This window comes from Corynebacterium aurimucosum, from assembly GCF_046895345.1.
Lineage (GTDB): Bacteria > Actinomycetota > Actinomycetes > Mycobacteriales > Mycobacteriaceae > Corynebacterium > Corynebacterium aurimucosum_G.
In genome coordinates, this window is record NZ_CP160096.1 from 490,725 (window position 1) to 516,576 (window position 25,852).

The 25,852-nt window shown below is 61.7% G+C and carries 22 protein-coding genes; 19 read left to right on the forward strand and 3 right to left on the reverse strand.

Going from position 1 to position 25,852, the window contains the following annotated elements; genetic code table 11:
* Positions 1-79 precede the first annotated feature (79 nt).
* From ABZS45_RS02445 to ffh, 16 genes are all read left to right on the forward strand, one after another.
* A complete protein-coding gene (locus ABZS45_RS02445; protein ID WP_070445452.1) occupies positions 80-619 on the forward strand; it encodes a YceD family protein in 540 nt (179 codons plus the stop codon).
* Complete coding sequence (gene rnc / locus ABZS45_RS02450) at positions 616-1,386, forward strand: ribonuclease III (RefSeq protein WP_070445456.1); 771 nt, start codon at positions 616-618, stop codon at positions 1,384-1,386. Before ABZS45_RS02445 ends, rnc begins: the two co-directional genes overlap by 4 nt.
* A 14-nt stretch (positions 1,387-1,400) precedes the next feature.
* On the forward strand, positions 1,401-2,249 hold the full coding sequence (gene mutM / locus ABZS45_RS02455; RefSeq protein ID WP_412100539.1) for a bifunctional DNA-formamidopyrimidine glycosylase/DNA-(apurinic or apyrimidinic site) lyase: 849 nt from the start codon (positions 1,401-1,403) through the stop codon (positions 2,247-2,249).
* Between the two features lie 34 nt (positions 2,250-2,283).
* Positions 2,284-3,810 carry an alanine/glycine:cation symporter family protein gene (locus ABZS45_RS02460; protein ID WP_412100540.1) on the forward strand — a complete coding sequence of 509 codons (1,527 nt, stop codon included), beginning with the start codon at positions 2,284-2,286 and terminating at the stop codon, positions 3,808-3,810.
* Entirely contained in the window at positions 3,811-4,119 is a 309-nt protein-coding gene (locus tag ABZS45_RS02465) for an acylphosphatase (protein ID WP_412100541.1), read from the forward strand.
* Positions 4,120-4,129: 10 nt separating this feature from the next.
* Positions 4,130-7,633 (forward strand): chromosome segregation protein SMC, encoded by a 3,504-nt coding sequence (gene smc, locus ABZS45_RS02470; protein ID WP_412100543.1) that lies wholly within the window; start codon positions 4,130-4,132, stop codon positions 7,631-7,633.
* 74 nt (positions 7,634-7,707) lie between these two features.
* On the forward strand, positions 7,708-9,612 hold the full coding sequence (gene ftsY, locus ABZS45_RS02475; RefSeq protein ID WP_412100544.1) for a signal recognition particle-docking protein FtsY: 1,905 nt from the start codon (positions 7,708-7,710) through the stop codon (positions 9,610-9,612).
* A gap of 188 nt (positions 9,613-9,800) precedes the next feature.
* Entirely contained in the window at positions 9,801-12,782 is a 2,982-nt protein-coding gene (locus tag ABZS45_RS02480) for a DUF4040 family protein (protein WP_412100545.1), read from the forward strand.
* Positions 12,779-13,216 carry a cation:proton antiporter subunit C gene (locus tag ABZS45_RS02485; RefSeq protein ID WP_010190439.1) on the forward strand — a complete coding sequence of 146 codons (438 nt, stop codon included), beginning with the start codon at positions 12,779-12,781 and terminating at the stop codon, positions 13,214-13,216. Before ABZS45_RS02480 ends, ABZS45_RS02485 begins: the two co-directional genes overlap by 4 nt.
* Complete coding sequence (locus tag ABZS45_RS02490) at positions 13,217-14,758, forward strand: monovalent cation/H+ antiporter subunit D family protein (RefSeq protein WP_412100547.1); 1,542 nt, start codon at positions 13,217-13,219, stop codon at positions 14,756-14,758.
* The gene (locus ABZS45_RS02495) at positions 14,759-15,313 is read left to right on the forward strand and encodes a monovalent cation/H+ antiporter subunit E (RefSeq protein WP_412100548.1); all 555 of its coding nucleotides are present in this window, start codon (positions 14,759-14,761) and stop codon (positions 15,311-15,313) included.
* Positions 15,310-15,600 (forward strand): cation:proton antiporter, encoded by a 291-nt coding sequence (locus ABZS45_RS02500; RefSeq protein WP_070445483.1) that lies wholly within the window; start codon positions 15,310-15,312, stop codon positions 15,598-15,600. Before ABZS45_RS02495 ends, ABZS45_RS02500 begins: the two co-directional genes overlap by 4 nt.
* A gap of 4 nt (positions 15,601-15,604) precedes the next feature.
* Positions 15,605-15,973 (forward strand): Na+/H+ antiporter subunit G, encoded by a 369-nt coding sequence (locus tag ABZS45_RS02505; protein ID WP_070445486.1) that lies wholly within the window; start codon positions 15,605-15,607, stop codon positions 15,971-15,973.
* A gap of 127 nt (positions 15,974-16,100) precedes the next feature.
* Positions 16,101-16,439, forward strand: coding sequence for a P-II family nitrogen regulator (locus ABZS45_RS02510; protein WP_070445489.1), 339 nt, complete (start codon positions 16,101-16,103; stop codon positions 16,437-16,439).
* Positions 16,440-16,441: 2 nt separating this feature from the next.
* Complete coding sequence (locus ABZS45_RS02515; protein ID WP_070729817.1) at positions 16,442-18,541, forward strand: [protein-PII] uridylyltransferase; 2,100 nt, start codon at positions 16,442-16,444, stop codon at positions 18,539-18,541.
* Between the two features lie 50 nt (positions 18,542-18,591).
* The gene (gene ffh, locus ABZS45_RS02520; protein ID WP_412100550.1) at positions 18,592-20,196 is read left to right on the forward strand and encodes a signal recognition particle protein; all 1,605 of its coding nucleotides are present in this window, start codon (positions 18,592-18,594) and stop codon (positions 20,194-20,196) included.
* A 64-nt stretch (positions 20,197-20,260) separates the two neighbouring features.
* On the opposite strand, the gene ABZS45_RS02525 is transcribed toward ffh, so the two are convergent.
* Positions 20,261-22,513, reverse strand: a complete 2,253-nt coding sequence (locus ABZS45_RS02525; RefSeq protein WP_412100551.1) for an acyltransferase family protein — start codon at positions 22,511-22,513, stop codon at positions 20,261-20,263.
* Positions 22,514-22,807: 294 nt separating this feature from the next.
* On the opposite strand from ABZS45_RS02525, the gene rpsP reads away from it, so the two are divergent.
* Complete coding sequence (gene rpsP / locus ABZS45_RS02530; protein ID WP_070445501.1) at positions 22,808-23,332, forward strand: 30S ribosomal protein S16; 525 nt, start codon at positions 22,808-22,810, stop codon at positions 23,330-23,332.
* Positions 23,333-23,391: 59 nt separating this feature from the next.
* Here rpsP and ABZS45_RS02535 read toward each other — a convergent pair whose 3' ends face one another.
* Together ABZS45_RS02535 and ABZS45_RS02540 are read right to left on the reverse strand one after the other, a co-directional pair.
* The gene (locus ABZS45_RS02535) at positions 23,392-24,057 is read right to left on the reverse strand and encodes a TetR/AcrR family transcriptional regulator (protein WP_070729821.1); all 666 of its coding nucleotides are present in this window, start codon (positions 24,055-24,057) and stop codon (positions 23,392-23,394) included.
* A 23-nt stretch (positions 24,058-24,080) separates the two neighbouring features.
* Entirely contained in the window at positions 24,081-24,479 is a 399-nt protein-coding gene (locus tag ABZS45_RS02540) for a cupin domain-containing protein (protein WP_412100552.1), read from the reverse strand.
* Positions 24,480-24,512: 33 nt separating this feature from the next.
* Here ABZS45_RS02540 and rimM point away from each other — a divergent pair, with 33 nt between their 5' ends.
* Both rimM and trmD read left to right on the forward strand, forming a co-directional pair.
* Positions 24,513-25,013: a ribosome maturation factor RimM gene (gene rimM / locus ABZS45_RS02545; RefSeq protein WP_412100553.1), complete on the forward strand. Its 501-nt coding sequence runs from the start codon at positions 24,513-24,515 to the stop codon at positions 25,011-25,013.
* Positions 25,010-25,852 (forward strand): tRNA (guanosine(37)-N1)-methyltransferase TrmD, encoded by an 843-nt coding sequence (trmD, locus tag ABZS45_RS02550; protein ID WP_412100554.1) that lies wholly within the window; start codon positions 25,010-25,012, stop codon positions 25,850-25,852. Before rimM ends, trmD begins: the two co-directional genes overlap by 4 nt.

The following is a 25,852-nucleotide window of genomic DNA, read 5'->3' on the forward strand; positions in this document are numbered from 1 at the left end:
TTAAGCGCCTATGCCCCAGCATTCAGGTCTTTGCCAGTCTAGGGCGCGCGGGCCAGCACAGGGTAAGCTGGTGGGCGCTATGAAATCACCATTGAAGTTCGACGTGACGGAATTGCTCCGCAGCCAAGGAACCGACGCGCTGCCTGAGCACCGCGTGCAGACCGGACCCGCGCCAGAGCGCATCGGCGTGGAAATGATCGGCATCCCGGAAGGTACTGAGGTTAAGGTGGATGCCACCTTGACCCCGTTGGGCTCTGGTGTGTTGGTGGACGCTGATATCACCGGCACCCTCAGCGGCGAATGCGCCCGCTGCCTGGCAGAGCTGCACCCGGAACTGGATCTCCATGTATCCCAGGTGTTTTCCGCAGATGAGTCCTTCGTCAGCGGGGATGAGACCGAGGAGGAGGATCGCGGTTCCGGTGATGAGGTTCCCGAGATCAAGGATGGAATCCTCGACCTCCTCCAGACCGTGATCGATGAGGCAGGTTTATCCCTTCCCTTTGCGCCAACGTGCGAGGATGGTTGCGAGGTGGATGCTCCCGATGGAGTAACCACGGGGGTCTCTGGGGAAGAAGAGCGCGTGGATCCGCGTTGGTCTGGTTTGGAGAAGTTCCTATGAGCAAGAAGAAGAAACTCACTGGTGAACAGGCACTAGCCGCGGCCTTCGCGGAGGTAGATCACGCCCCGCTGCTAAAAGCACTCGGCGTGGAGATCAGCGATGAGCTGCTGTGCTTGGCACTGACTCACCGCTCCTTCGCCAACGAGAACGGGCACCTGCCCAACAACGAGCGCCTCGAGTTCCTGGGGGATGCCGTCTTGGGCTTGTCTATCGCGGCCAAGCTCTACGACAAGTACCCCTCGCGCCCCGAGTCGGATATTTCTAAGATGCGTGCCTCCATCGTGTCGCGCTATGGCCTGTCCGATGTCGCCCGCGAAATCGGCGTGGGCGAGCACGTCCTGTTGGGCAAGGGCGAGCAATCCACCGGCGGCCGTGACAAGGACTCCATCTTGGCCGATACCACCGAGGCCATCCTGGGGGCTATCTACCGCCAGCATGGTTTTGAGGTTGCCCGCGGGGTGGTGCTGAAGCTGTTCGCCGCCAAGATTGACAACGCCGTGGTGTCCGGCCGTCATATGGACTGGAAGACCACCTTGCAGGAGCTGTGCGCGGAGCTGAAGGCCGCGATGCCGGTGTACTCGGCCACCTCGACGGGTCCTGAGCACGATCAAACCTTCAACGCCGTGGCCACCGTGGCCGGTTTGACCGTGGGTAGGGGAACAGGGCATAACAAGAAGCTCGCCGAGCAGCAGGCAGCGGAAGAAGCGTGCCAAGCATTGCGCGAGACACCCTTGCTGGTGCAGGGCACCGCCGGCAAAGAGAGCTAAGCCACGAGAATTCGATGCCAGAACTTCCCGAAGTCGAGTCTGTTCGCAGCGGACTCGAGCCCTATCTTGTGGGCCGCTCCTTTGCTGCAGTAGATGTTCTCCACCCGCGCGCCAACCGGGGCCAGGAAGCCCCGCTGTCCGCGCTGCTGGTGGGCAGGAAGATTGCCGCGGTGGCGCGCCGCGGCAAGTTCATGTGGCTGGAGTTCGCCGACGAGGATCACACCGACCCAGCTCGCGATGTGCTCTTCATCCACCTCGGCATGTCGGGGCAGGTGCGGATCGGCGAGGTGGATTCGCCGCACGTGCGCATCGCCGCCGTGCTTGATGACGCCACCCGTCTCAGCTTCGTGGACCAGCGCACCTTCGGCTATTGGCGTCTCGGGCCGTGGCTGAGGATGGCACATATCGCTCCCGATCCTCTCGAAACAGACTTCGACCTGACCGCGGCAGGGCGGCGCCTGCGCGCGAAACGCACCGCGGTCAAGGTGGCTTTGCTCGACCAAACGGTGCTCAGCGGGGTGGGCAATATCTATGCCGATGAGGCGCTGTGGGCGGCCCAGATTTCTCCGCTGAAGAAGGCTAGCGCTCTGCGGCAGCGTGATGCTGTCGCTGTGATTTCTGCGGCCGCCGACGTCATGCGCTCCGCCCTCGCCGTTGGCGGAACCAGCTTTGATGCATTGTACGTCAACGTTAATGGCGAATCCGGATATTTTGACCGTTCCCTGCACGTATATGGGAGGGGTGGTCAGCCCTGTGATCGCTGTGGCGAAGAAATCTTGAAAACCGTGCTAGGCGGGCGCGGTACTCACTATTGCCCGTACTGCCAGAGCCGCGGCGTGGGGAGGAAGCTGGCGGCCAACTAGGACGATTCTGGTGTGAGTTATTAATGTGTAACCCATGCAAGAAATCTTCAGCACCGTGATTGGTGTCATTAACGACAGCCTGTGGTCCTATGTCCTGCCATGGCTGCTCATTGCCGCGGGCCTCTTCTTCGGTATCCGCACCGCCGTGGTGCAGGTCCGCATGGTGCCGGACATGTTCAAGGCGGTCGTCGAAAAGCCCAAGGGCGTTGGCGCCGATGAGGACGCCGATTATGGCGGTATCTCCGCCTTCAAGGCATTCACTATTTCGGCTGCCTCCCGCGTGGGCACTGGCAACGTTGCAGGCGTCGCCGTGGCTATCTCCGTGGGTGGCCCCGGCGCGGTGTTTTGGATGTGGCTCATCGCCATCCTGGGTGGTGCGACAGCATTCGTGGAGTCGACCCTGGCGCAGCTGTGGAAGGTGCGTGAGGGGGACGCCTACCGCGGTGGCCCGGCCTATTACATGTCCCGTGGCCTGGGGTGGAAGCCTTTAGCAACCATCTTCTCCGTGGCCATCGCCATTACCTTTGGCTGGTTCTACAATGCGTTCCAGACCAACGCCATTTCCGATTCTTTGGCGGCCTCCTTCGGGCAGGATTCCAGTGCCTTCAAGGCAGGCGTGGGCATCGCAGTCGTCGCCGTGTCCGGGCTCATCATCATCGGTGGCGTGCAGCGCATCGCCTCGATGACCCAGTTTATCGTGCCGTTTATGGCGGGCGCCTATCTCATCTTGGGTCTCATCGTCGTTATTGTGAACTTTGACAAGGTGCCGGACATGGTCGTCTCGATCGTGGGCTCTGCCTTTGGCTTCCGGGAAGCTGCCGGTGCCACCGTGGGCATGGCGATGCTGAAAGGTATCCAGCGTGGTTTGTTCTCCAACGAAGCGGGCGAAGGTTCGGCGCCGAACGCTGCAGCAACGGCGACGGTATCCCACCCCGTGAAGCAGGGCCTCGTGCAGACCCTTGGCGTGTACTTCGACACCCTGGTGGTGTGTACGATTACCGCCTTCATCATTCTGCTGGGCACCGATTTCGAGCGTTTCGGCTCTGATGCGATTGAGGGCGTGACGCTGACCCAGAATGCGCTCTCCGGCGTGGTGGGTGAGTGGGGCATCCACTTCGTCACCTTCATCCTGTTCTTCCTGGCTTTCTCCTCGATTCTGGGCAACTACTACCTTGCCGAGTCCAACGTGGAGTATCTCTCCGGGAAGAAGTGGGTGCTGTGGACTTTCCGTCTCATCGTTCTGGCCTTTGTTTTCTACGGTGCGGTGGCCCCGCTAGGTACCGTGTTCGACCTGGCCGATACCGGCGCTGCCATCATGGTTCTGCTCAACGTGTGCGCCATCGTGCCGCTGTCTGGCGTGGCTATCAAGCTGCTGAAGAACTACAACGAGCAGCGCCGCAAGGGCCTGGATCCCGTCTTCCACCGTGATATGCTGCCGGAACTGCACAACGTCGAGTGCTGGGATGGTACGGATCCGGTCACGCGCCGCAGCGCGGAGGACCGTCGCCGTCTCGATCACGAATTTGACTTGAGCGACCGCACAAACTTGAGGGAGTACTAGATGGCAGACACGGCAGCAGCCTCTGCAGGCCATGAACGCCTCACAGCTTTCGTTCTTGGACACGTCCAAGGCGTGGGCTTTCGCTGGTGGACGCGTTCCCGCGCCCTCGAACTAGGGCTGGCTGGGCACGCGACGAACCTCCAGGACGGACGCGTCCAGGTGGTTGCTGAAGGCCCGCGTGCTGACTGCGAGAAGTTGCTGGCCTTGCTGCGTGAAGAACCGTCGACCACCCACCGTCCAGGCGTGGTGAACGCCGTGGTGGAGCAGTGGGCCGGCCCGCGCGGTGAGTCGGGCTTCATCGAGCGCTAAACTTATTCGAATGCACCTCAAATCGCTCACGCTCAAAGGATTCAAGTCCTTCGCGTCCGCGACGAACCTGAAATTCGAGCCCGGTATCTGCGCCGTGGTGGGCCCGAATGGCTCGGGTAAATCAAACGTCGTCGATGCGCTCGCGTGGGTCATGGGTGAAGGCAGCGCCAAGACACTGCGCGGCGGCAAGATGCAGGACGTCATTTTTGCCGGTGCCGGGGACCGCAAGGCCCTCGGCCGCGCAGAGGTCACACTGACGATTGACAATTCCGATGGTGCCTTGCCCATCGAGTATTCAGAGGTTTCCGTCACCCGCCGCATGTTCCGGGATGGCGCGAGCGAATATGAGATCAATGGGGCGAAAGCGCGCCTCATGGATATCCAAGAGCTGCTGTCTGATTCCGGCATTGGCCGGGAGATGCACATTATCGTGGGCCAGGGAAAACTCGCGGAGATTCTGGAATCCCGCCCGGAAGATCGCCGCGCCTATATCGAAGAAGCCGCGGGCGTGCTCAAACACCGCCGCCGCAAAGAAAAAGCGCAGCGCAAGCTGACGGGCATGCAGGCCAATCTGGATCGCCTGCAGGACTTGACCGATGAGCTGGGCAAACAGCTCAAGCCGCTGGCGCGCCAAGCGGAGGCCGCCCAACGTGCAGCCACTGTGCAAGCGGATTTGCGCGATGCCCGCCTGCGCCTTGCTGGTGACCGTGTGGTGCGGTTGCGCGCGACATTCGATGACGCTGAGAAACGCGCGGCGGTGCTCGCCGAGCAGGTCGAGGAAGTGACAGCCCAGCTGGAAGAGGCGACCGAGATCCAGCTTGAGGTAGAGGCCGAGTTGGGGGATGTCACGCCGCGCGCGGAGGCCGCGCAGAAGCTGTGGTTCGAGTTATCGACCCTCAGCGAGCGAATCTCTGCCACGCAGCGCATCGCGGCCGAGCGCGCCAGCAACGTTGGCTCACAGGTGGCCTACGCGGGCCAGGATCCGGAGGAGCTCGAGGCACGTGGCCAGCGAGCCGATGAGGAGCACGAAGAGTTGCTGGCCGTGGCCGAAGAGGCTGCAGAGCGCTTGGAATCTATCCGGGAGGAAGTGGCCGAGCGCCGGGAAGCCTTCGAGGCTGCTGATAAAGAACACATGGCGCAACTGCGCGCCATTGCGGATCGCCGTGAAGGCGTGGTTCGCCTCATCGCCGCCGAGGAGAACTTGGCGGGTCAGGTCAGCTCCGCGGAGTCTGAGTTAGCGCGTCAGGAAGAGACTTTAGCGAATACGAAGTCGCGCACTAGGGGAGCGCAGGCGGAAGCCGATGAGGTGGCGGACAAGCTGGAGCACTTGGCTGCCGAGCGTGAGCCGCTGGAGGAAGCGCATGTGCGCGCGGCCAGCGAATCTGCCGCGGCCGATAAACGCTTGGAGCAGCTGCGTGATGCCCAGCGGGAGCACGAGCGTACCGTCTATAGTTTGCGCGCTCGGATCGATACCCTTGGCCAGACCGTTCCGGAAGCACTCGAGCTGGGGGAGGGATTCAAACCTCTCGCAGAGTTCATTTCTACTCGCTATGAGACAGCCGTTGCGGTAGCACTCGGTTCCTTTGCGGAGGCCCAAGCCGGCGCGGTGAGCGGGGACATCGTGCGCGACTTGGCGCAGGCGAGCCGCACGCCGCTGATCGACGTCGCTGCGGAACCCACCGGTTCAGCCTGGCGCCTTGACGCGGACTTGCCTTCCGGGGCGAGCTGGCTGCTGGATCACATGGTCTTGGTCCCGGAAGTATCGGCGGCGGTGACGCGGTTGCTCTCCGACGTGGTCCTGGTTGATGACTATGGCGCGGCCCGTGAACTTATTGCGGAGGATCCGCGCTTGCGTGCTGTGACCTCTGAGGGCCTACTCGTCGGCGAAGGCTGGGTGGAGGCAGGAACAGGCGCCGTCTCCACCGTTGAGGTAAGCGGCCAGATTGCGGAGGCCGAGCAACAACTGGAATCAGCCACTCATGAGCTGGAGGAGCTATCCGGCACGCTCGAAGGCGCGAAGCTGGCGGCGGACGATGCACGCGTAGGTGCGGCGAGTGCCAAGGCCGCACTGCGGGAGCACGATCACGAACTCGAAGCGTGGAAGCGCGATCACCAGCGCTTGCTCAAGCAGTACGAGGCAAACAAGGCTGAGCATGAAAAAGCCGCCGCCCGCGCCACGGATATCGAGGTGCAGTTAGCCCGCCTGCGCGAAGAACTGGCGGAGGCGCGTGACCGCTTGTCGCGCGTGGACGCTGAAGAGCAGGCTGATGAACCCTCCTCGGTGGAACGCGATGCTGCCTCGACGGCCCTGGAACAGGTCAAGGCCATGGAGGTAGAGGCCCAGATGGCGGCCCGCAGTGCGGAGGAAAAGGTCGGCCAAGCAGCGGGCAGGGGAGAGGCCCTGCGGCGCCAAGCCCAGCACGAACGCCAGGCCAAAGCCCGCCACGACCAGGCGATGGCCCGCCGGCAAGCACAGGCGCGGTTGGCGGGGACTGTCGACAAGCATGCCCAAGATTTGGCTGCCCGGACCGCGCAGGCACTCGAGCGGGCCGCCGAGGAACGCGATGAGCTGGTCACCCAGCGCGGCGTGCTGCAGGGGCGTGCACAATCGGCGAAGCAGGCGGTCTCCTCGACCCGCCAGCAGCTTGATCGCCTGACCGACTCCGCGCATAACTCTGAGATTGCCCGCAGCCAGGCCCAAGTGCGGGTGGATGAGGCCGAGGGCAAGATCGTGGAGCAGCTCGGCATTGCTATCCCCGACCTGCTCAAAGAGTACACACCGGGTGAGGACTTCGATCGCTCCGCCGAAACCAAGCGGTTGAAGCAAGCCGAGAAGGACCTCAACTCCTTGGGCAAGGTCAACCCGTTGGCCTTGGAGGAGTACAAGGCTCTGGAGGAGCGCTATAGTTTCCTGTCCACGCAATTAGATGACGTGATTCAGGCCCGCAAGGATCTGACTGGCGTTATCGAAGATGTGGATGCGCAAATCTTGCAGCTGTTCACGGATGCCTGGCATGACGTGGAAGCGGAGTTTCCCAAGGTCTTCCAGACGCTGTTCCCGGGCGGCGAAGGTCGTCTCATCCTCACGGAGCCGGATGACATGCTGGCCACCGGCATCGAGGTGGAGGCCCGCCCGCCGGGTAAGAAGGTGAAGCGCTTGTCACTGCTCTCGGGCGGCGAGAAGTCCTTGACGGCCCTGGCTATGCTCGTGGCGATTTTCCGTGCGCGTCCCTCACCGTTCTACGTCATGGATGAGGTGGAAGCCGCGCTTGACGACGTCAACCTGCGCCGCCTCATCGCACTTTTCGAGGAGCTGCGTAAGGATTCTCAGCTCATCGTCATTACCCACCAGAAGCCGACGATGGACGTAGCCAACGTGCTCTATGGAGTGACGATGCGCGGCGATGGCGTGACGCGCGTGATTTCGCAGCGCATGTCCCGTGCTGGTGAGGCGCCGGGCACAGCACAGGCGGCGGAGGACGCCACACGTCTCGGCGTGGATGCCCCGCGCTAGGGTGGGGCTTGCGCCCAGCACTTTTCACCCTCCTTATCGTGCCGTGCGTGGGCAACCCTGGCACTATGGAGGGCATGAATACTACTTTTATGTGGATTGCGATAGCAGTCATCGTCCTGATTCTGCTCGTGGTCTTGTTCGTTGTCTTGGGCAAGAAGCGCGGCGAGTCAAAGAAGGTTTCCTTTGATAAGCCCGTGGAGGAGCCGAAGGAGCTGACCCAGCAACAGAAGTCCGGCAACTACCAAGCCAAGTCTGGTTTTAATTTTGCCCCTGCTGGCGGCGGCGCTACCAAGGAACCTGTGCCTGCGGCTAAGCCTGAGAAGCCCGCACCGGTCGAGCCCAAAGCTCAGCCGCAAGCGGAGAAGAAGTCTGAGCAGCGTGATGCCACCGAACTAGCGAACGCTCAGCTCAAGGGTGAAGAGGAGACACCGAAGGCAGCGAAGCCTGCGGCGGAACCGACGCCTCAGGCAGAGCCGAAGTCGGAACCCGTCGCGGACGCGAAGCCGGTGAGCGCGCCGGAACCGGTAGCGCAGAAGGAACCGGCAAAGAAGGAACCGACAAAGAAGGAACCGACAAAGGAAGAAGAGAAGGATTCTTCCGCTGGCCTAGCCGCTGCAGGAGCTGCGGGCGTTGCCGCCGCTGGTGCTGGTGCTTCCGGCGCCGCTGCCGTTGAGAAGGATGAGAAGGACACGGAGGAAGCTGTCCCGGCCACCGAACCGGAGACTGCTGAACCGGAGATGGCCGAACCGAAACCGGTAGTCGAGGCCCCGAAGGTAGAGGAGGAGTCTCCGGAGGCACCTGAGGTTCCGGCTGAGGAGGAGCCTTCCGTCCAGTCTGAGGTCGACGAAGAGGCAGCAGCAGGGGTAGAAGCACGGCCTGAGACAGAAGTACAGGCCGAGTCAGAGGAGACTGAGCCAGAGGAGGCTGCCGCGGCGGCGGGGGCGCAGGCGGCGTCGGCAAGCGCGGCACTTGAAGCCGAGCCCGAGGAGCTAGAGGTATCCGACGACGCTGAGGTGGTTGAGGTTCCGGCGGCCCAGCCGCAGGAGGATATTGCGCCGGCTGCCGGCCGCTTGGGCAAGCTGCGCGGGCGCCTGTCGCGCTCGCAAAACGCCATCGGCCAAGGCCTCATGGGTATTCTCTCCGCTGGTGACCTCGATGATGATGCCTGGGAGGAAATCGAAGACACCCTCATCATGGCGGATTTGGGTACGAAGTCCACGATGCAGGTCACTGATTCTCTGCGTGAGAAGATTGCGGAGCGCGGAGTGAGCTCTGAGGCAGAAGCGCGGGCGATGCTGCGCGAAGCCCTCATCGAGGTAGGCCACCCGGAGATGGACCGCTCCATCAAGGCCATGCCGAATGAGGGAAAACCCGCTGTCATCATGGTCGTCGGCGTCAACGGCACCGGCAAGACCACCACGACCGGCAAGCTGGCCCGCGTGCTCGTATCGATGGGCCACAACGTCTTGCTCGGCGCGGCGGATACCTTCCGTGCAGCGGCTGCTGACCAGCTGGAGACCTGGGGCCGCCGCGTGGGCGCTACCACCGTGCGCGGCAAGGAAGGCGCGGACCCGGCTTCCGTGGCCTTCGACGCAGTGGCCGATGGCGTTGACCAAGGCGTGGACGTCGTTCTTGTTGACACCGCTGGCCGTCTACACACCTCCGTGGACCTCATGGACCAGTTGGGCAAGGTCAAGCGCGTGGTAGAGAAGAAGACGGACGTCGATGAGGTCTTGCTCGTCTTGGACGCGACGGTGGGGCAGAACGGTCTGACCCAGGCCCGCATCTTCCGCGATGTCGTCGACATTACCGGCGTTGTCCTGACCAAGCTCGATGGCACAGCTAAGGGCGGCATCGTCTTCCAGGTACAGGAGGAACTCGGCGTGCCGGTCAAGCTCGTGGGCCTCGGCGAGGGCGCAGATGACCTCGCACCGTTTGAGGTTGAAGGCTTCGTTGATGCCTTGCTGGGGGAGAAGTAAGACCTTATAGATCTCTGGGCTAGACCTAAGTTCTTTCGAGACGCAGCGCCTCCTTTGCGGGGCGCTTTCGTCATCTTCGTCCCATTAAAAATGTGCTTTGGGGGAGGTCACAATGGTAGTCTAGGACAGTCCTGTCTATGTGAGGCTGATTAAACAGCCCTAACAACGGTTCGTGAGGCTACTCTTTCGTGACACTCTTGTATGTCGTCCTCCTCGCAGCTGTCGCAGTGGCGCTAGCACCAGCAGCCGTCAAGGTTGCTGATCGCGCAGCCGGCTACCCGCTAGCCGGCATTTTTATTATCGCCGCGGCACTGTTGGCTAAAGAATTTCCGGCACTGGCCCGTGGCGAAGAACTGTCCTATTCCGTGACGTGGGTGCGTGACGTCATTGCACCTGGCGTCGACGTTAACCTCGCCTTCCGCGGCGATGCGTTGGGCGTTTTCTTTGCGATGTTGGCTCTCGTCATCGGCGCGGTGGTGTTCACCTACTCTGCGGCCTACCTGCCCAAGGGGAAAGGCAACGTCAGTTTTTATGTGCTGATGACGGCGTTTACACTGTCGATTCTCCTGCTCGTGCTGGCTAACGACGTCGTGGTGCTCTTCCTGGCTTGGGAGCTGGTATCGCTGGCGTCCTTCATGCTCATCGCACGCAGCGGTAAGTCCGGCGAGGCCGGTTCGCAGCGCACGCTGATCCTCACCTTCATCGGCGGCCTCACCTTGCTCTCGGGCGTGGCGATTGCCGCAACCGCAGCGGGGACGACGAACCTTGAGGGTATCCTCGCCTCCGACGTGTGGGCGGAACGCCCGGGCTTAACCACCGGGGTTGCCATTCTCATTGCGGCTTCGGCATTCACCAAGTCCGCCCAATTCCCCTTCCACTTCTGGTTGCCTGAGGCCATGGCGGCTGCCACGCCGGTCTCGGCCTTCCTGCATGCGGCGGCCGTGGTCAAGGCCGGCGTGTACCTGTTGATTCGTTTCTCCACCATCTTCCATGATGTTGCAGCGTGGAACTGGCTGCTTATTGTCGCCGGTATGGGTACCGCCGTGATGTCGGCGGTCTTTGCCGTGCAGAAGACGGACTTGAAGAAGCTGACCGCTTATTCCACCGTGTCCCACCTGGGATGGATTGTGGCCACGATTGGTGTTGGCACCCCCTTCGCCATCGCGGCGGCGCTCGTGCACACGCTGGCGCACGCGCTGTTTAAGTCCTCCATCTTCATGCTCATTGGCGTTATTGACCACGAGGCCGGTTCCCGCGATATCCGCCGCCTCGGCGTGTTGTGGAACAAGATGCCGTGGACCTTCGGCTCCATGCTCATTGGTGCCGCCTCCATGGCCGCGGTCCCGCCGCTGTTTGGCTTCGTGTCGAAGGAAGGAATGCTCACCGCCTTCGAGGAAGCTCCAATCGGTTCGACCGGCCAGGTGCTTCTGCTCATCGTTGCCGGCGTGGGTGCGTTCTTCACGTTTACCTACTCCGCCAAGATTGTCTTCGGTGCCTTCTTCGATGGCCCGCGCAACATGTCGCAGGTTCATGAGGCGCCGGTGCGGCTGTGGCTGCCCGCAGCCTTGCCCGGTGTGATGTCAGTGCCAATTATCTTCGTCATGGGAGCGCTCGATAAGCCGCTCGATAAGATCGTGGCGGCCATCGGCATGGAGGGTCATTCCCACCTCGCGCTGTGGCACGGCCTGAACGTCCCGCTGCTTATTTCTGTGGTGGTGCTGATCGCTGGCATCGTTGCGCTGTTCTTCCGCGGTTCGCTGTGGACCGCGATGGAGGAGCGCCAGCTCCTACCGCGCACCGGTAACCAAATCCTGAAGTGGATTCAGGACGTGTGCGCAGCCTTCGGCCGTTTCGTTGGCCGCATGTCCGATACTCACAACCCGTCGAAGCTGATTCTGCCGATCATTCTCCTAGTCATCATCCTTGCGGGCTCCGCGCTGGTGTCCACGGGTGTTGATGGTGTGGCTCTCAACCCGCGTGTGGACGGCCTTGATAATCCGTGGGACCTGCTGCCGCTGGGCATCGTGGCGCTGTCCATGTTTGGTTTGGTGCGTACACGCAACCGCCTGACAGGTGCAGTCATGATTGGTACCGCGGGAACCGGCGTGACCCTGCAGATGTTCCTGCTTGGTGCACCCGACGTGGCCCTGACCCAGTTCACGGTGGAGGCGCTGTCCGTCATCGTCATGATGATGGTCCTGCGCTACCTGCCGGAGAAGTTCCACCCCGTGCAAGACACCAACCGCAAGGTTGGCTCCATCGTGGTGGCAGTACTCGCCGGGCTTACCGCATTCCTGGGCGTGTGGGCACTGATGGGGCGCCACGAGCGCTCAGATCTGGCCATGTGGTACCTCAACAACGCCCCGGATATTACTGGTGGCGACAACATCGTGGCCACCATCATCGTGGAGTTCCGTGCACTCGATACCCTGGGCGAGCTGTCAGTGCTGGGAATGGCCGCTGTGGTTATCGCTGCGGTCACCTCGACGCTACCGCGCTTCCCGTTTACCTCCGGTACGCGTCCAGCGCCGTTTGGACAATCACAGCTTAACTCGGTGCCGCTGCGCAAGGGCATCGCTGTGGCCATCCCGATTTTGGTGGTCATGTCCTTCATCGTCTTCTACCGAGGACACCAGGCCTCGGGCGGCGGCTTCCCGGCGGCGCTCATCATGGGTGCGGCCATCGGCTTGACCTACCTGTCGCGCGGTACCGATGAAATCGTCTTCGGCCGCATGACCCCGATTCACCTCACCGGTGTGGGCATCATCGTGGCTCTGGTGGCTGGCTTCGTCGGCTACATCCCGACGTCGCATAGCTCCGGTGGTTTCCTCACGGCCATCCATGGCCACGCCTTGGGGCAGCACTGGACCACGTCGCTCATCTTCGACCTCGGTATTTACCTTGCGGTTCTGGGCATGCTCACGATGGCCATCAATGCTTTGGGTGGTTACCTGCGTCCAGGCACTGAGCGGGACTTCTTGCCGTGGGTCCACGATGATGACTCCGCGCTGCCGAATACCCCGCGCGTGGTGTTGGAGGATGTCGACGACCCGTACCCCGAATCCATCAACCCGTCTTCGGACCCACTGGCGTTGCTCAATGACTCCGAGGCGCGCCGCCGCGCGTCCTCGCCTCACTACACTCCGGCTAAAGAGGAGAAGAACTCATGATCCTCGCACTGACCATTGCATTGCTCATTGGTAGTGCCGTCTACCTCATCCAGCAGCGCGGCCTCGTGCACATCGTGCTGGGCATGATGGCCTTCGGCCACGGTGCCAACCTCATGCTCTTGGCCACCGGCGTGTACTCCTACCGCGGAGAGTCCTTTCCATCGCAGGTGGGCATGGACCAGATGGCGGACCCACTGCCGCAGGCTTTCGTTCTGACCGCCGTGGTGATTTCCATGGCAACCTCAACCATCCTGCTGACCATGGCGGCGATGGGCGCGAACGACGACACGGACGTCGTGGAGCCGGTGGATGATAACACCATTGACCACGCTTTCTCCACACTGGGACGAGACACCCAGAACCGGGAGATTCTGGAGCGCTCGGCCAACAAGATGGATCGTTTGAAAGAACTCGAACAAGAGGAGGACAACTAGATGTATGACACCGTAAGCGCCCTCCTCCCGCTCTTCCCGGCGGTTCCCCTCGTATCGGCGGCGCTGGCGCTCCTTGCGCCGTGGCACCGCGTGCGCGATGCCATCATGCTCATCGTGCCGGGTGTAGGAATCTTTGCCTCCTTTGCGCTGCTGCTCTACACCATGAACAACGGTGTGGTGGCGCACAGCGTGGGTAACTACTTGGGTAACGCGGGTATCGCCTTCGCGGCCGATACCTTCTCAGCACTAATGCTCATCACGACGATGATCGTGGCCTTCGGCGCCAACTGGTTTGCCATCGTGGGTGGTGAGACCAAGTCTCGCTACTACCCGTCGCTGACGCTGATCTTGATTACCGGTGTGTGCGGCGCCCTACTCACCGCTGATCTCTTTAACTTCTTCGTGTTCATCGAGGTCATGCTGCTGCCCTCCTATGGCCTCATCACCATGTCCGGTACGTGGTCACGCTTGGCTGCCGGCCGCGCCTTCGTGTTGGTGAATTTGTTCGCCTCCACGCTTTTGGTGGTCGGCGTGGGCTATATCTACTCGGTGGCTGGCGTGGTCAACTTGGCGGCACTCACGGGGGCTGCCGCCGGTAATGGTCCAGTGACGGTGGCTTCCGGCATCATCGTTATCGCCATCGCCGCGAAGGCTGGCGTTTTCCCCGTGCAATCCTGGCTGCCGCGTACCTACCCGGGTACGTCGGCTGCCGTCATGGGCTTGTTCTCCGGCCTGCACACCAAGGTGGCGGTGTACATGCTCTACCGCCTGTGGGTGCAGCTGTTCGATATGGACCAACGCTGGGGAACACTCATCATTGTCATCATGATCATCTCCATGGTGGTGGGCTCCTTCGGTGGTTTGGCTGAGAACTCCATCCGCCGCGTGCTGGGCTACCAGATGCTCAACGGTATGCCCTTCATCCTGGTGATGATGGCCTTCACCACCCACGATGCCCAGCGCGCGCTGGCCGCCGGAATCCTCTACACGATTCACCACATGCTTACGGTGGGCTCCCTCATCCTGGCCTCCGGTGCCATCGAGGAGACGTACGGAACGGGCAGGCTCAACAAGCTTTCTGGCTTGGCGCGCCGTGATCCGATTATCGCGTGGATCTTCGCCGCAGGTGCCTTCTCCGTCGTGGGCTTCCCGCCTTTCTCCGGCATGTGGGGCAAAGTCCTCATCGTCGCGGAAGTCGCGCGCACCGGTGGGGCATGGGCCTGGACCGTCATCGCGGTGATTATCATCGCCTCCTTCGCCGCGTTCCTGGCCATGCTGCGCGTGTGGCGTCGTGTCTTCTGGGGCAAGGATCTGCCCAAGGAAAAGGTGCCCGATGAGCTGGTGATCCGTAAGAAGCTGATGGCGCCCTCGGCGGCGCTGATCCTGGGCTCGCTCACCATGTTCATCCTCTCCGGTCCGGTCATCAGCGTCACTATGGAAGCCTCAGCGGACTTGTTGGATACGGAGGCTTATGCAGACGCAGTGCTTGGCGACGACCCCGTAGCCTTACCCGACATCGACTCCCTTCAGGAGGGCCGTTAAATGAAGACTGCAGTGCATGCCGTTGTCTACGCGCTATGGCTGATCAAGGAAATCTTTGTCGCGGGTTTCTCGCTCGCCGCGGAATCCTTCAAGCCGCAGAATAGCTACCGCCCGGTAGTGGTGCGGTACCCCTTGCGCGTGACCAGCGCGTGGGAGATCTTCTGGTTCACCTCGTCCATTACAGCAACACCGGGCACCTTGTCGTTGGGCTTGCGCGAGCCGGTGGCAGAAGGTCTTCCGCGCATCGTGCTGGTTCAAGCCGTGATGGGCGATGACCCGGCCAGCGTCATGGCGGACCTCGCGGACATGGAGGAGCGCCTGGCGCCACGAGTGAAAGGCATCGATTATGGCGTGCCTGGCCAGGGACCGACGGAGGAGCTCGCATCCACGTTCTACGAGTATCCGCTGGATACGCTGGGCCGCCATATGCGTGCCCCCGATATCGCGAAGGCGGACGATACCCCGCTGGCAGCGAACGATGTGGAGAAGTATTCCGTGTGGCCGCTGCGGCAGGTCGTGCCGGGCAAGGACGCCCGAAAGGATGATAAGAAATGATTGATTTTTCCTCGATGAGCGCCTTTCAATGGGTAGTCTTTGTCTGTATTTTCCTCATCGGCGCATCGGTGTGCGCGGCGTTGGTTTTGGCCTTGCGCTCCCGTGATGAGCTCACCCGCACCGTGATGAGTGACATGGTCTTCTACGGCATGTTGTGCATGTATATTTCGTGGTCCATGACTAATCACGCGTCCATCGTCTATGACATCGCCATGCTCGCGGCTATTGCGGCCGGCGTGCTGCCGACGTTGTCGATGGCCCGCATCATCTCGAAGGGCAGGAGGTAAGACCATGACTATCCCGGAGATTATCGCCTCGATTCTGTTGGTCGTGGCCACGGTCTTGGTCATTGCGACCGCTATTGCCTTGTGGCGTGCGCCTGATGCATTGACCCGCGTTAACCTGTTGGGGCCGACGGTCGGCTTGGCCGTCCCGCTGCTGCTTGTGGCGAAGGTAGTCGTGGATTTTGCCGAGAACGGGTTTTCCCTGTGGTCGCTGATCAAGGTCATGATCGCGTGTTTCGGCGTGTGGATCATCGCCTCGGTGGGCTCCTTCTACATGGGACGCTCCATCTACGGTGTGACCGTCACTGATGTGAAGTACGCCAAGCGTATGCGCAAGAGTGCACAGACCGTTGAGGCCTCTGAGGAGGAGGTTTAGCGCGAACTTTGGAAGTTCGTCTATGGCGCATGGGGCTTCGCACCGCCGCCACACCCACGACGCTAGGATGAATCCTGCACCAACCGTCCAGCCGCGGGTCGACACCGCCGGAGCTAAGGAGTAACAGATGAAGCTCATCACTGCCATCGTCAAACCGTTCACGCTGCCGGACATCCGTGAGGCCTTGGAGCAGCACGACGTGCACGGCCTGACCGTGACCGAGACCCAGGGTTTCGGCCAGCAGCGCGGCCACAGCGAGGTCTACCGTGGCGCCGAGTATGCCACCGACTTCGTGCCCAAGGTCAAGCTGGAGGTAGTCACGTCCGACGAGCAGGTGGAGGATATCCTTTCTGCCATCGTTGACGCCGCCTATACCGGAAAGATCGGTGACGGCAAGATTTGGATTACTCCTGTTGAGGATGTCATCCGCGTGCGCACCGGTGAGCGCGGCGAGGCAGCCCTGTAGAAGTGTCTACGGCCGCTCAACTGCGTGAGGATGCCTATGCCTCGGCGATAGAGCTGACGCAGTCTCTGCAGCTTCCGTCCGGCTGTGCGCTTGCCGCTACGGGTTCTTTCGCCCGCCGGGCGATGACCCCTTTTTCGGATCTTGATCTCATCCTCCTTCACCCGGATGATACGGAGCTGCCCGAAGATGTGGTCGCTGAAATCTGGTACCCCATCTGGGATGCCAAATACCGGCTCGATTATGCGGTGCGGACCCCCAGCGAATTTGGCGCTATCGCTGGTTCCGATCCCGCCGCCGGCTTCGCGCAGCTGGATCTGGCCTTCGTTGCCGGCGACAAGCAGCTCGTGGACTCCACCCGCGCCCAGGTCTATGCCTCGTGGCGCCGCCTACTGCAGAGCAACTTCGACGCTTTCGTCGACCTCGCCATTACTCGCTGGCGCCGTTCTGGCACCCTGGCCACGATGACCCATCCGGATATTAAAAATGGGCGCGGCGGCCTGCGCGATATCCAATTCCTGCGGGCGCTCGCCCTTGGCAACCTCGCGGATGCCCCAGCACTTGAGGAGGAGCAGGCCTTGCTTCTCGACGTCCGCACGCTCCTTCACGTCACCGCCCGGCGGCACCGCGATGTTCTCGACCCTGAGTTCGCCGCGGAGATCGCCCACGAGCTTGGTTTCGCCGACCGCTATGACTTGTCCGCGGCCGTGGTCACCGCGGCTACCGCGGTAGATAGAGCCGTGGAGAGGGCATTGGCGACTGCCCGGGGAGTCGTATCCAAACGCAGCCACAACCGCACACGTAAGCCCCTCGATATTGGGGTGGTTGATGCCGGAGGCGAGATCCGCCTCGCTCGTACCGCGGACTTGGATGAGCCGTGGCTGCTCTTGCGCGTGGCCGCCGCCGCAGCACGCTCGGGCAGAAGCGTTCCGCCCCATGTCTGGGAGCAGCTGCGCGAGTTACCGGAGCTGCCCGAACGCTGGCCCGCCGCTGTGACGGATGCATTCTTTAGTTTATTGTCCTCGCCGCTCAATACCCCGCGCCTCATTCAGGAGATGGATGCTCACGGCTTGTGGGAGCGGCTCGTCCCAGAGTGGGAACACATCCGAGGGCTGCTGCCGCGCGAGCGCACGCACGCTCATACCGTGGACTACCATTCCATCCTTACCGTCGCGCGCTGTGCAGAAGCACGCACTTCCGTAGCGAGGCCCGATCTGCTGCTCTTGGTGGGGCTCTACCACGATATCGGGAAAGGATATGGTCGCCCGCACGAGCTGGTGGGGGCGGAGATGGTGGCGCGTGCCGCGGCCAAGCTTGGCCTCGACCTGGCGGATCGCTCCCGCGTGCAAACCGTGGTCGCTGAGCACACCACTCTGGCGCGCATCGTCTCCCGTACCGATCCTGTATCCGATGAAGCCCGTGACGAGCTCCTCGAAGCCGTGCGCTATGACTACCTGACTCTAGCGCTCCTCGTCGTACTCGCCCGCACCGATGCTGAATCCACCGGTCCCGGCGTGTGGAACCGCAGGCTGGAGAAAGGAATCGATGCGGTCAGCGGCCGCGCTTTTGCACAGCTAGAAGCTCTGCATCCAGTTCGGCCTCTGGTGGCTGCCGACCGCGACATTGGACTGCGCCACAACCCCGAGGATGACAGCTTTACCGTCCTGTGGCGCGGCAGCTATCAGAGGGAGGCCGTGCGTGCGTTGGCACTTATCGCCGCGTTGGGCTGGAACATCCTCTCCTCGCGCCTCGTGCGCACTGAGGAGGGCTACGCCGGTGAGTTTGATATTCGCGCTCTTCACGGTGCCATTGACCTCGCGACGGTAGAGGAGCGCCTCGTGCAGTCCTATAAATCAGGGACCTATACCGTGCTGCCTGATTTCGTACCGGGACCGGCGACGGCGATGTGGACTGGGGGAGTCTTCGAGGTTCGCATCGATGACTACCCAGGTACCCTCGGCCACGTGCTCGCGCTGCTTCCGGAGTGCGAGTGGCTATCCACCACCACGCCGGGTGCCACGATGGTGCTTCACGCCGTGCCGCTTGGCGACATCCCCCGCGCTACGCTAGTCCGGAATGTGACCCAAGCACTGGTCAACGGCTAAGCTGGGGAAGTTATAAATTTATCCACGATAGTTGAGGGAGCACTTTTAACGTGTTTGAGTCTTTGTCTGACCGCTTGCAATCAGCCCTGTCCGGCCTGCGCGGCAAGGGCAAGCTGACCGAGGCGGACATCAATGCCACAGCACGCGAAATCCGTCTGGCGTTGCTGGAGGCGGACGTCTCGCTCAACGTCGTGCGCGGCTTTATTAAGCGCATTAAGGAACGCGCGGCAGGCGCCGAGGTTTCCGAGGCACTGAACCCGGCGCAGCAGGTAGTCAAGATCGTCAACGAGGAGCTCATCGAGATTCTCGGCGGCGAGACCCGCCGCCTAAACCTGGCGAAGAACCCGCCGACGGTCATCATGCTCGCCGGCCTCCAGGGTGCTGGTAAGACCACCTTGGCGGGCAAGCTTTCTAAGCATCTGGCCTCCAAGGGACACACCCCGATGCTGGTGGCCTGTGACCTTCAGCGCCCGGGCGCGGTGCAGCAGCTGCAGATCGTTGGCGAGCGCGCGGGAGTCGATGTCTACGCTCCGGATCCGGGTACCTCCCTGGATTCCCACGAGCATGAGATGGGAACCTCCCATGGGGATCCGGTGGACGTCGCCAAGCGCGGTATCGAAGAGGCCAAGCGCACCCAGCACGATATCGTCATCATCGATACCGCCGGCCGTCTCGGCATCGATGAGACCCTGATGACGCAGGCGCGCAACATCCGCGATGCCGTCAATCCGGACGAAGTCCTCTTCGTCATTGACTCGATGATCGGTCAAGACGCCGTGCAGACCGCCGAGGCCTTCCGCGATGGCGTGGACTTCACCGGTGTCGTCCTGACCAAGCTGGACGGTGACGCCCGCGGTGGTGCGGCACTGTCCATTCGTGAGGTCACGGGCAAGCCCATCATGTTCGTCTCCACCGGTGAGAAACTCGAGGATTTCGATGTCTTCCACCCGGAGCGCATGTCCTCGCGCATTCTGGGCATGGGTGACCTGCTGACACTTATTGAGCAGGCGGAGTCCAAGCTGGATCAGTCTAAGGCGGAGGAAGCCGCCAAGAAGATGGGCTCCGGCGAGATGACGCTCAATGACTTCTTGGACATGATGCTCATGGTGCGCAACCTGGGCCCGATGGGCAACCTGCTCAAGATGATGCCCGGCGGCAACAAGATGAACCAGATCGCCGATATGGTCGACGAAAAGCAGCTTGACCGCATCCAGGCCATTATCCGCGGTATGACGCCGGAGGAGCGGGAAAACCCGAAGATTCTCAACGCTTCACGTCGTAAGCGCATTGCCCTCGGTTCTGGCGTGAGCGTGTCTGACGTCAACCAGCTCATTGAGCGCTTCACCGAAGCCAAAAAGATGATGTCGCAGATGGCCGGCCGTTTTGGCATGCCAGGCATGGGCGGTGGGCGTTCCGCTACCAAGAAGAAGCCGAAGGGCCGCAAGGGCAAGAACGGCAAGCGCAAGCCGCCGAAGCGTCGTGGTGGCGGCGGTATGCCGGGGATGGGCGGCGGAATGCCGTCGATGCAAGAACTGCAGAAGATGCAGGAACAGCTCGGCGGCGGCATGCCCGGGCTGGGAGATATCAAGATGCCGAAGGGCATGGAGAATATCGATCTCAACAACCTGGACTTTGGGCAGGGCAAAAAGAAATAACCGAAGAATGCTGCTGCATTCTTCGCTAGTAAGGCCGGCGCTAAAAGCGCCGGCCCTTGTCGTTCTAAATGGCTTTATCTGCCGGATATGCAGGATAGGGGATAGGCTCCGCCGGTGTGGTCGGAGGCGTCTCAGCGGACTGAGGCACTATGGGGCTGTCCGTCGGGATCTGCGGGGGCTGCTGCTGCACCGTCTCGCCCTTGAGGAAGGGGGTGATGGCTTCACGGATGAGCGGGATGGCCGAATCCGCGAAAGCCTTGGTGAAGTGGTGCATATCGCGGTACACCATGATATTGCCGATGATGACCGGGCAATCGCCGTTGGCATCGCAGAACCACGTCGAGGTGTCCACGGCCAGCATGTTCTTGTACTGGGAGAGGACTTCGGCGCCGGGGTCATAGGGAGCGTAGACCTCTTCGAAGCGCATGCCGCATCCGAGAGAATCCTGGGTGGCTACGTAGCACTCATCAAACTGGAGGCCATTGCCGTGCTCATCGAATCCCCACGGGTTATCACGGAAACCCAAGAAGGGAATATCGTGCTTGGCCAATTCGTCCCAGAAGGCCTTATAGCCGGGCGGGACGGCGTCTGGGCCGTGACCCAAGGGCTGGCCGGGTCGCGTTGAATTAGAGACCACGAGGGCCGGGTCCGCATCGATAATGCGCTTGACCACTTCCTTGCTCCACTCGGCACAGGAAGGCTTCACACTCAGTTCATCGCCGAGCTCGATGGGGCAACCCACGCGGGTGAGCGGAACCAGCTTGAAACCCATCTCGCGGCCCAAGTGATCCAGGGCCGAAGAATACTGCTCCGCGTGCGAACCGCCTACCAGGTAGACCTCGACATCGGAGTTGACATCACCGAAGATGCACGGCGTCACGCCGTCCTTCTGGGTCTCGATGAAGTAGTCCGTTGGCTCTTGCTCCGGGATGAAGCACCAGTTGTCGGCGACTGGCGGCTGAATGCCGCGCGCGAGAATCGGGTCAGGCTTGATCTCTACGTTCTCAGGCGGCGTGATGTTCTCGACGAAGGTCGTCGCTCCTGGGTAGAGCTTCGGGTCGAGCATTTCGTGGTTCGCTTCCTGCAGGCTGCGCAGCCACAGCGGTTGAACGGCCACGAGCGCAACGGTGCAGGCGGCAACGAGGACTCCGCCAACGCCCCGCAGAGTGCCGGTGCGAGTGCGAAGGTCGGCGAGGCCGCGGTGGACGGGGAGGTCGTCGGCAAGCGGGCGTTTGCGGTGCTGGCGCAGGGGCTTCTCGACGAAACGATGCGTCAGGTCCGCCAAGCCCAGCGACACCACGATGATGATGGCCCCGAGCCACCACGGAGGGGTGTCAAGGCCGAGGGCGGCGATGGAAATGATGAGCAGCGGCCAATGCCACAGGTAGAGCGGGTAGGCGATATCACCGAGCCAGCGAGAAACCCGGGTGGTGAGCACCCGTGAGAAAGACCCGCCGGAACCAATGATGATGAGTACTGCACCGCCGATGGGCAGAAGAGACAGCGGCCCAGGGAAGGCCAAGCTATCGGAAATAAGCAGGCCGGTACCAGCCAGAGCCGCCAAGCCGAGAGCCGTGGCGGGGTTGGACAGGCGCTGCGGCATGCGCAGGTGCGAACCATAGATAACGAGCACCGCGCCCAAAGTTAGCTCCCAGGCGCGCGACCATGTGGAATAGTAGTTTTCCGGGGTGCCAAAGAGGCCGTCGCGGGATGCATAGGCAAAAGAAACGACGGTGACTACGAGGAGGATCGGGCCCGCGATGGAATTAATGGAAGAGAAACGCTGTTCTCGTAGGCCCGTGTTCTTGGGGCGCAGGCGCATGAAAGCGGCCAGGCCGAGAGCGAAGAAGATACCCAGCAGGTAGAACTGCCCCTGCACAGCCATGGACCACATGTGCTGCAGTGGTGACGTTGTTGCTGAAGCGGCTGCGTAGTCAGCGTTCTGCCGTGCTAATTCCCAGTTCTGGTAGTAGAAGACCGTCGCAGTGATCTGCTTGGTCAACTCCGTGTTTAAAAGCTTCGGGGCGAAGAGCCGGACAAGCACATAGCTCACGCCGATGACGAGCACGAGGGAAGGCACCAGCCGGCGGAGCGTGCGCCAGATGGGCCACCACGGGTTCAAGGAGGCATTCGGCCGTGCGGCATAGCGCAGCTGCGAGCCTAAGAAGAAGTATCCAGAAAGCAGGAGGAAGACATCGACGCCACCTGAGACACGACCAACGAAGACGTGGTACAGAACAACCAAGGCGATCGCGATGCCGCGGAGGCCGTCAAGGTCGTAACGGTAGCGGAATGTAGAGGGGGCTTGTTTATTCATAAAAAGAGGAGTGTGTGGCGTCGAAATAACCGCATTACAGACTACCCCCTTCGCGGGGTAAGGCCTAACTCTGCAAGAGCTAAGGGGGATTTCCTATCTTGTGTGGGTTCCGCTAAAGTTGGTGGGGTTGTTCACGCACAGCGTGGAGGACACATAAAACTTCATCTCTGCGTAACGCCGGTACCGCCTACGGACGGCCGGCACGTCACGCGCAGGATAAATCCAAGGGTTGAACCGGCGCGCCACCGAGCGGCGCGTGTCTGAACTGCCCGGTGACTAGAAAAGGAGCCAATCATGGCCGTTAAGATCAAGCTGCAGCGTATGGGCAAGATCCGCAACGCTGAGTACCGCGTTATCGTCGCTGATGCACGCACCCGTCGCTCCGGCAAGGCTATCGAGAACATCGGTATCTACCAGCCGAAGCAGGAGCCGTCCCTGATCCAGATCGATTCCGAGCGCGCTCAGTACTGGCTGGGTGTCGGTGCACAGCCGACCGAGCCGGTTCTCGCACTGCTCAAGGTGACCGGTGACTGGCAGAAGTTTAAGGGTCTGCCGGGTGCAGAGGGCACCCTGAAGGTTGCTGAGGAGAAGCCGTCCAAGCTGGACCTCTTCAACGCTGCTCTGGCTGAGGCCAACAACGGCCCGACCATCGAGGCCATCACCGAGAAGAAGCGCAAGGCCAAGGAAGAGGCTGAGGCTAAGGCTGCCGCCGAGAAGGCTGCTGAGGAAGCCGCTGCCGCTGAGGCTGCTAAGGCCGAGGAAGAGGCCGCTAAGGCTGAAGAGGCCGACTCCGCTGAGGCTGAGGAGTCCGCAGAGTAATTTCTACTCGGCTAAAAGATTATCCCCGCTGACCTGTCGGTCGCGGGGATTTTTAGTGCTTAGGATCGCCCGGGGTGGTGCGCTTCCAGGGGATTGTCGAAGTCCAAGCCGCGGACAGCGGAGGCTATGACCGATTGCGCCAAGGTTTCCACCTTTTCCTCCGGTAGCGACCGCAAATGACCGCTGAGGCACAAGACTGTGAAACCGTGCACAGTGGACCAGCCGGCCAGGCAATTCTGCATCATGTGTTGCTTACTGGGTTCCTGTCCGATGGAGCGCGCATACTGCTCCATGTAGCCGTAGAAATTGAATGTGGCCTGCACGCGTAGGTCCTCGCTGGGGCCCTCGGCCGCGGCCGCGAGTCCAGCTGGAATATCAAAACCGCTCGTGGCCATCATGCACTCGAAGAAGTTCTGCTCCTCCAAGGCGTAGTGGTAGTAGGCAAAACCAGCCGCCATCATCTTGTCGACGATGGTGCCTTCCGTCTCTTCGAAGGCCTCGCTGAGCTTGGTAATGAGTTCGTAGGTGGCGACGTCCGCGACGGCATCGAGAAGCGCGGCTTGATCCTTGAAGTGGCGGTAGGCGGCAGTAGGGGAGACACCGACCGCGCGCGTTGCGGCGCGAATCGTCACCGCCTCCGGTCCTCCCTCCCGGCCAAGCTTGATGGCCTCCTGGAGGATCTCTTCATGCAAATTTCCATGGTGATACGGCTTCGAACTACTCACACTATAAGAATAGTACTAAAAGTCTATACATTCGCGCTAGTGTGTGGTGTCAACATGGTGAGCAGCATGAGTGCAGGTTCCTCGCTACATGTCACCGCATGCGGCACGTACGCCGGAAGGTGCACTATGCGTCCGGGAGCGAGCACCTCATCCTGTTCCTCGCAACTAAAAATCACCGATCCCCGGAGCACCTGCACGGTGATGGGGTGTGCGGCCTTGTGATCAGGTAGGTCTTGTCCAGGCAGGAAGGAGAAGAGGATGAGGTTTGTGCCGTCGGCACTGAGGACCCTCTTAACGGCTGGTCTGGGGCGTGTGGGGTGCGGCTCGGGGGCCTCATCGAGCAGATTCAGCGTTGCGAGGGCGGCGCTGTTGTGGGAGGCGTCGCCAAAGGTGGTTGCATCATTGATGGGAAGCTCAGTCACGCCGCCCCAGCGTAGCCCGTTAAGCTAGCAGGCATGGAACTACTCATTGGTCGCGTGGTGAAATCCCACGGCATTAAAGGCGAGGTCTCCGTCGAGGTGACCACCGATTCCCCTGAGACCCGATTCGCCGTCGGCGAGGTCCTTCACGGTAAGCAAGGTAAGAAGGAACATGAGCTCACCATTGCAGCGGTGCGCGCCCACAAGGGACGCCTGCTCATCACGTTTAAGGAAATCCCAGACCGCACGGCCGCGGATTCCCTGCGTGGCACCCAGTTCTTCGCCGAACCTCTGGATGACCCAGAAGACGACGGCTTCTATGACTACGAGTTGGAAGGCCTGCGCGTCCTCCTTGAGGGCAAAGAGGTGGGTGAGGTGACCGGCGTGACGCACGGACCGACGCAGTCCCTCCTAGAAGTCACGCTCACCGAAGGCAAAGAAGCGCTCGTGCCCTTCGTGGAGGAGATCGTGCCGGAGATCGATCTGGAGGCGGGGACCTGCACCATCACCCCGCCGGAAGGGTTGCTCGACCTATGAGGATTGACGTTCTCACCATTTTTCCGGAGTATCTCGACCCGCTGCGCCACGCGCTGTTGGGTAAGGCCATCGAGCAGGGGAAGCTCGCGGTGGGCGTGCATGACCTGCGCCAGTGGGCCACCGACGTGCACAAATCCGTCGATGATTCTCCCTATGGCGGTGGCCCCGGGATGGTCATGAAGCCTGAGGTGTGGGGGCCCGCGCTTGACGACGTCTCCTCCGGCACCGCCTCCACCCAGGACCTGCAGAGCGCTCTGCCGCACCTGAGTAAACCGCGCCACGACGATATCCATGGCGTGGAGGCGCGCTCCTATGGTGAAAGTGAGAATTCGGACAAACCGCTCCTTATCGTGCCGACACCCGCGGGAGAGCCTTTTACTCAGGCCGATGCGCAAGCTTGGTCCGCGGAGGAGCATATTGTGTTTGCGTGCGGGCGCTACGAGGGCATCGACCAGCGCGTCGTCGACGATGCGCAGCACCGTTACCGCGTACGTGAGGTCTCCATTGGCGACTACGTGCTCATCGGCGGCGAGGTAGCTGTTCTCGTCATTGCTGAAGCCGTCGTGCGCCTCATTCCTGGTGTGTTGGGGAACCGGCGCTCGCACGAAGAAGATTCCTTCTCCGATGGCCTGCTGGAGGGGCCCAGCTACACCAAGCCGCGCGAGTGGCGCGGCCTTCAGGTTCCGGACGTGCTGACCTCCGGTGACCACGCCCGTGTGGACCGGTGGCGCCGCGAGCAGTCGCTGGCGCGGACGTGGCAGCGCCGCCCAGAGTTGCTGGATGCAGCGGAGCTAAGTGACGCCGATCGCGCCTACCTGGAAACCTTAAAGGAGGATTGA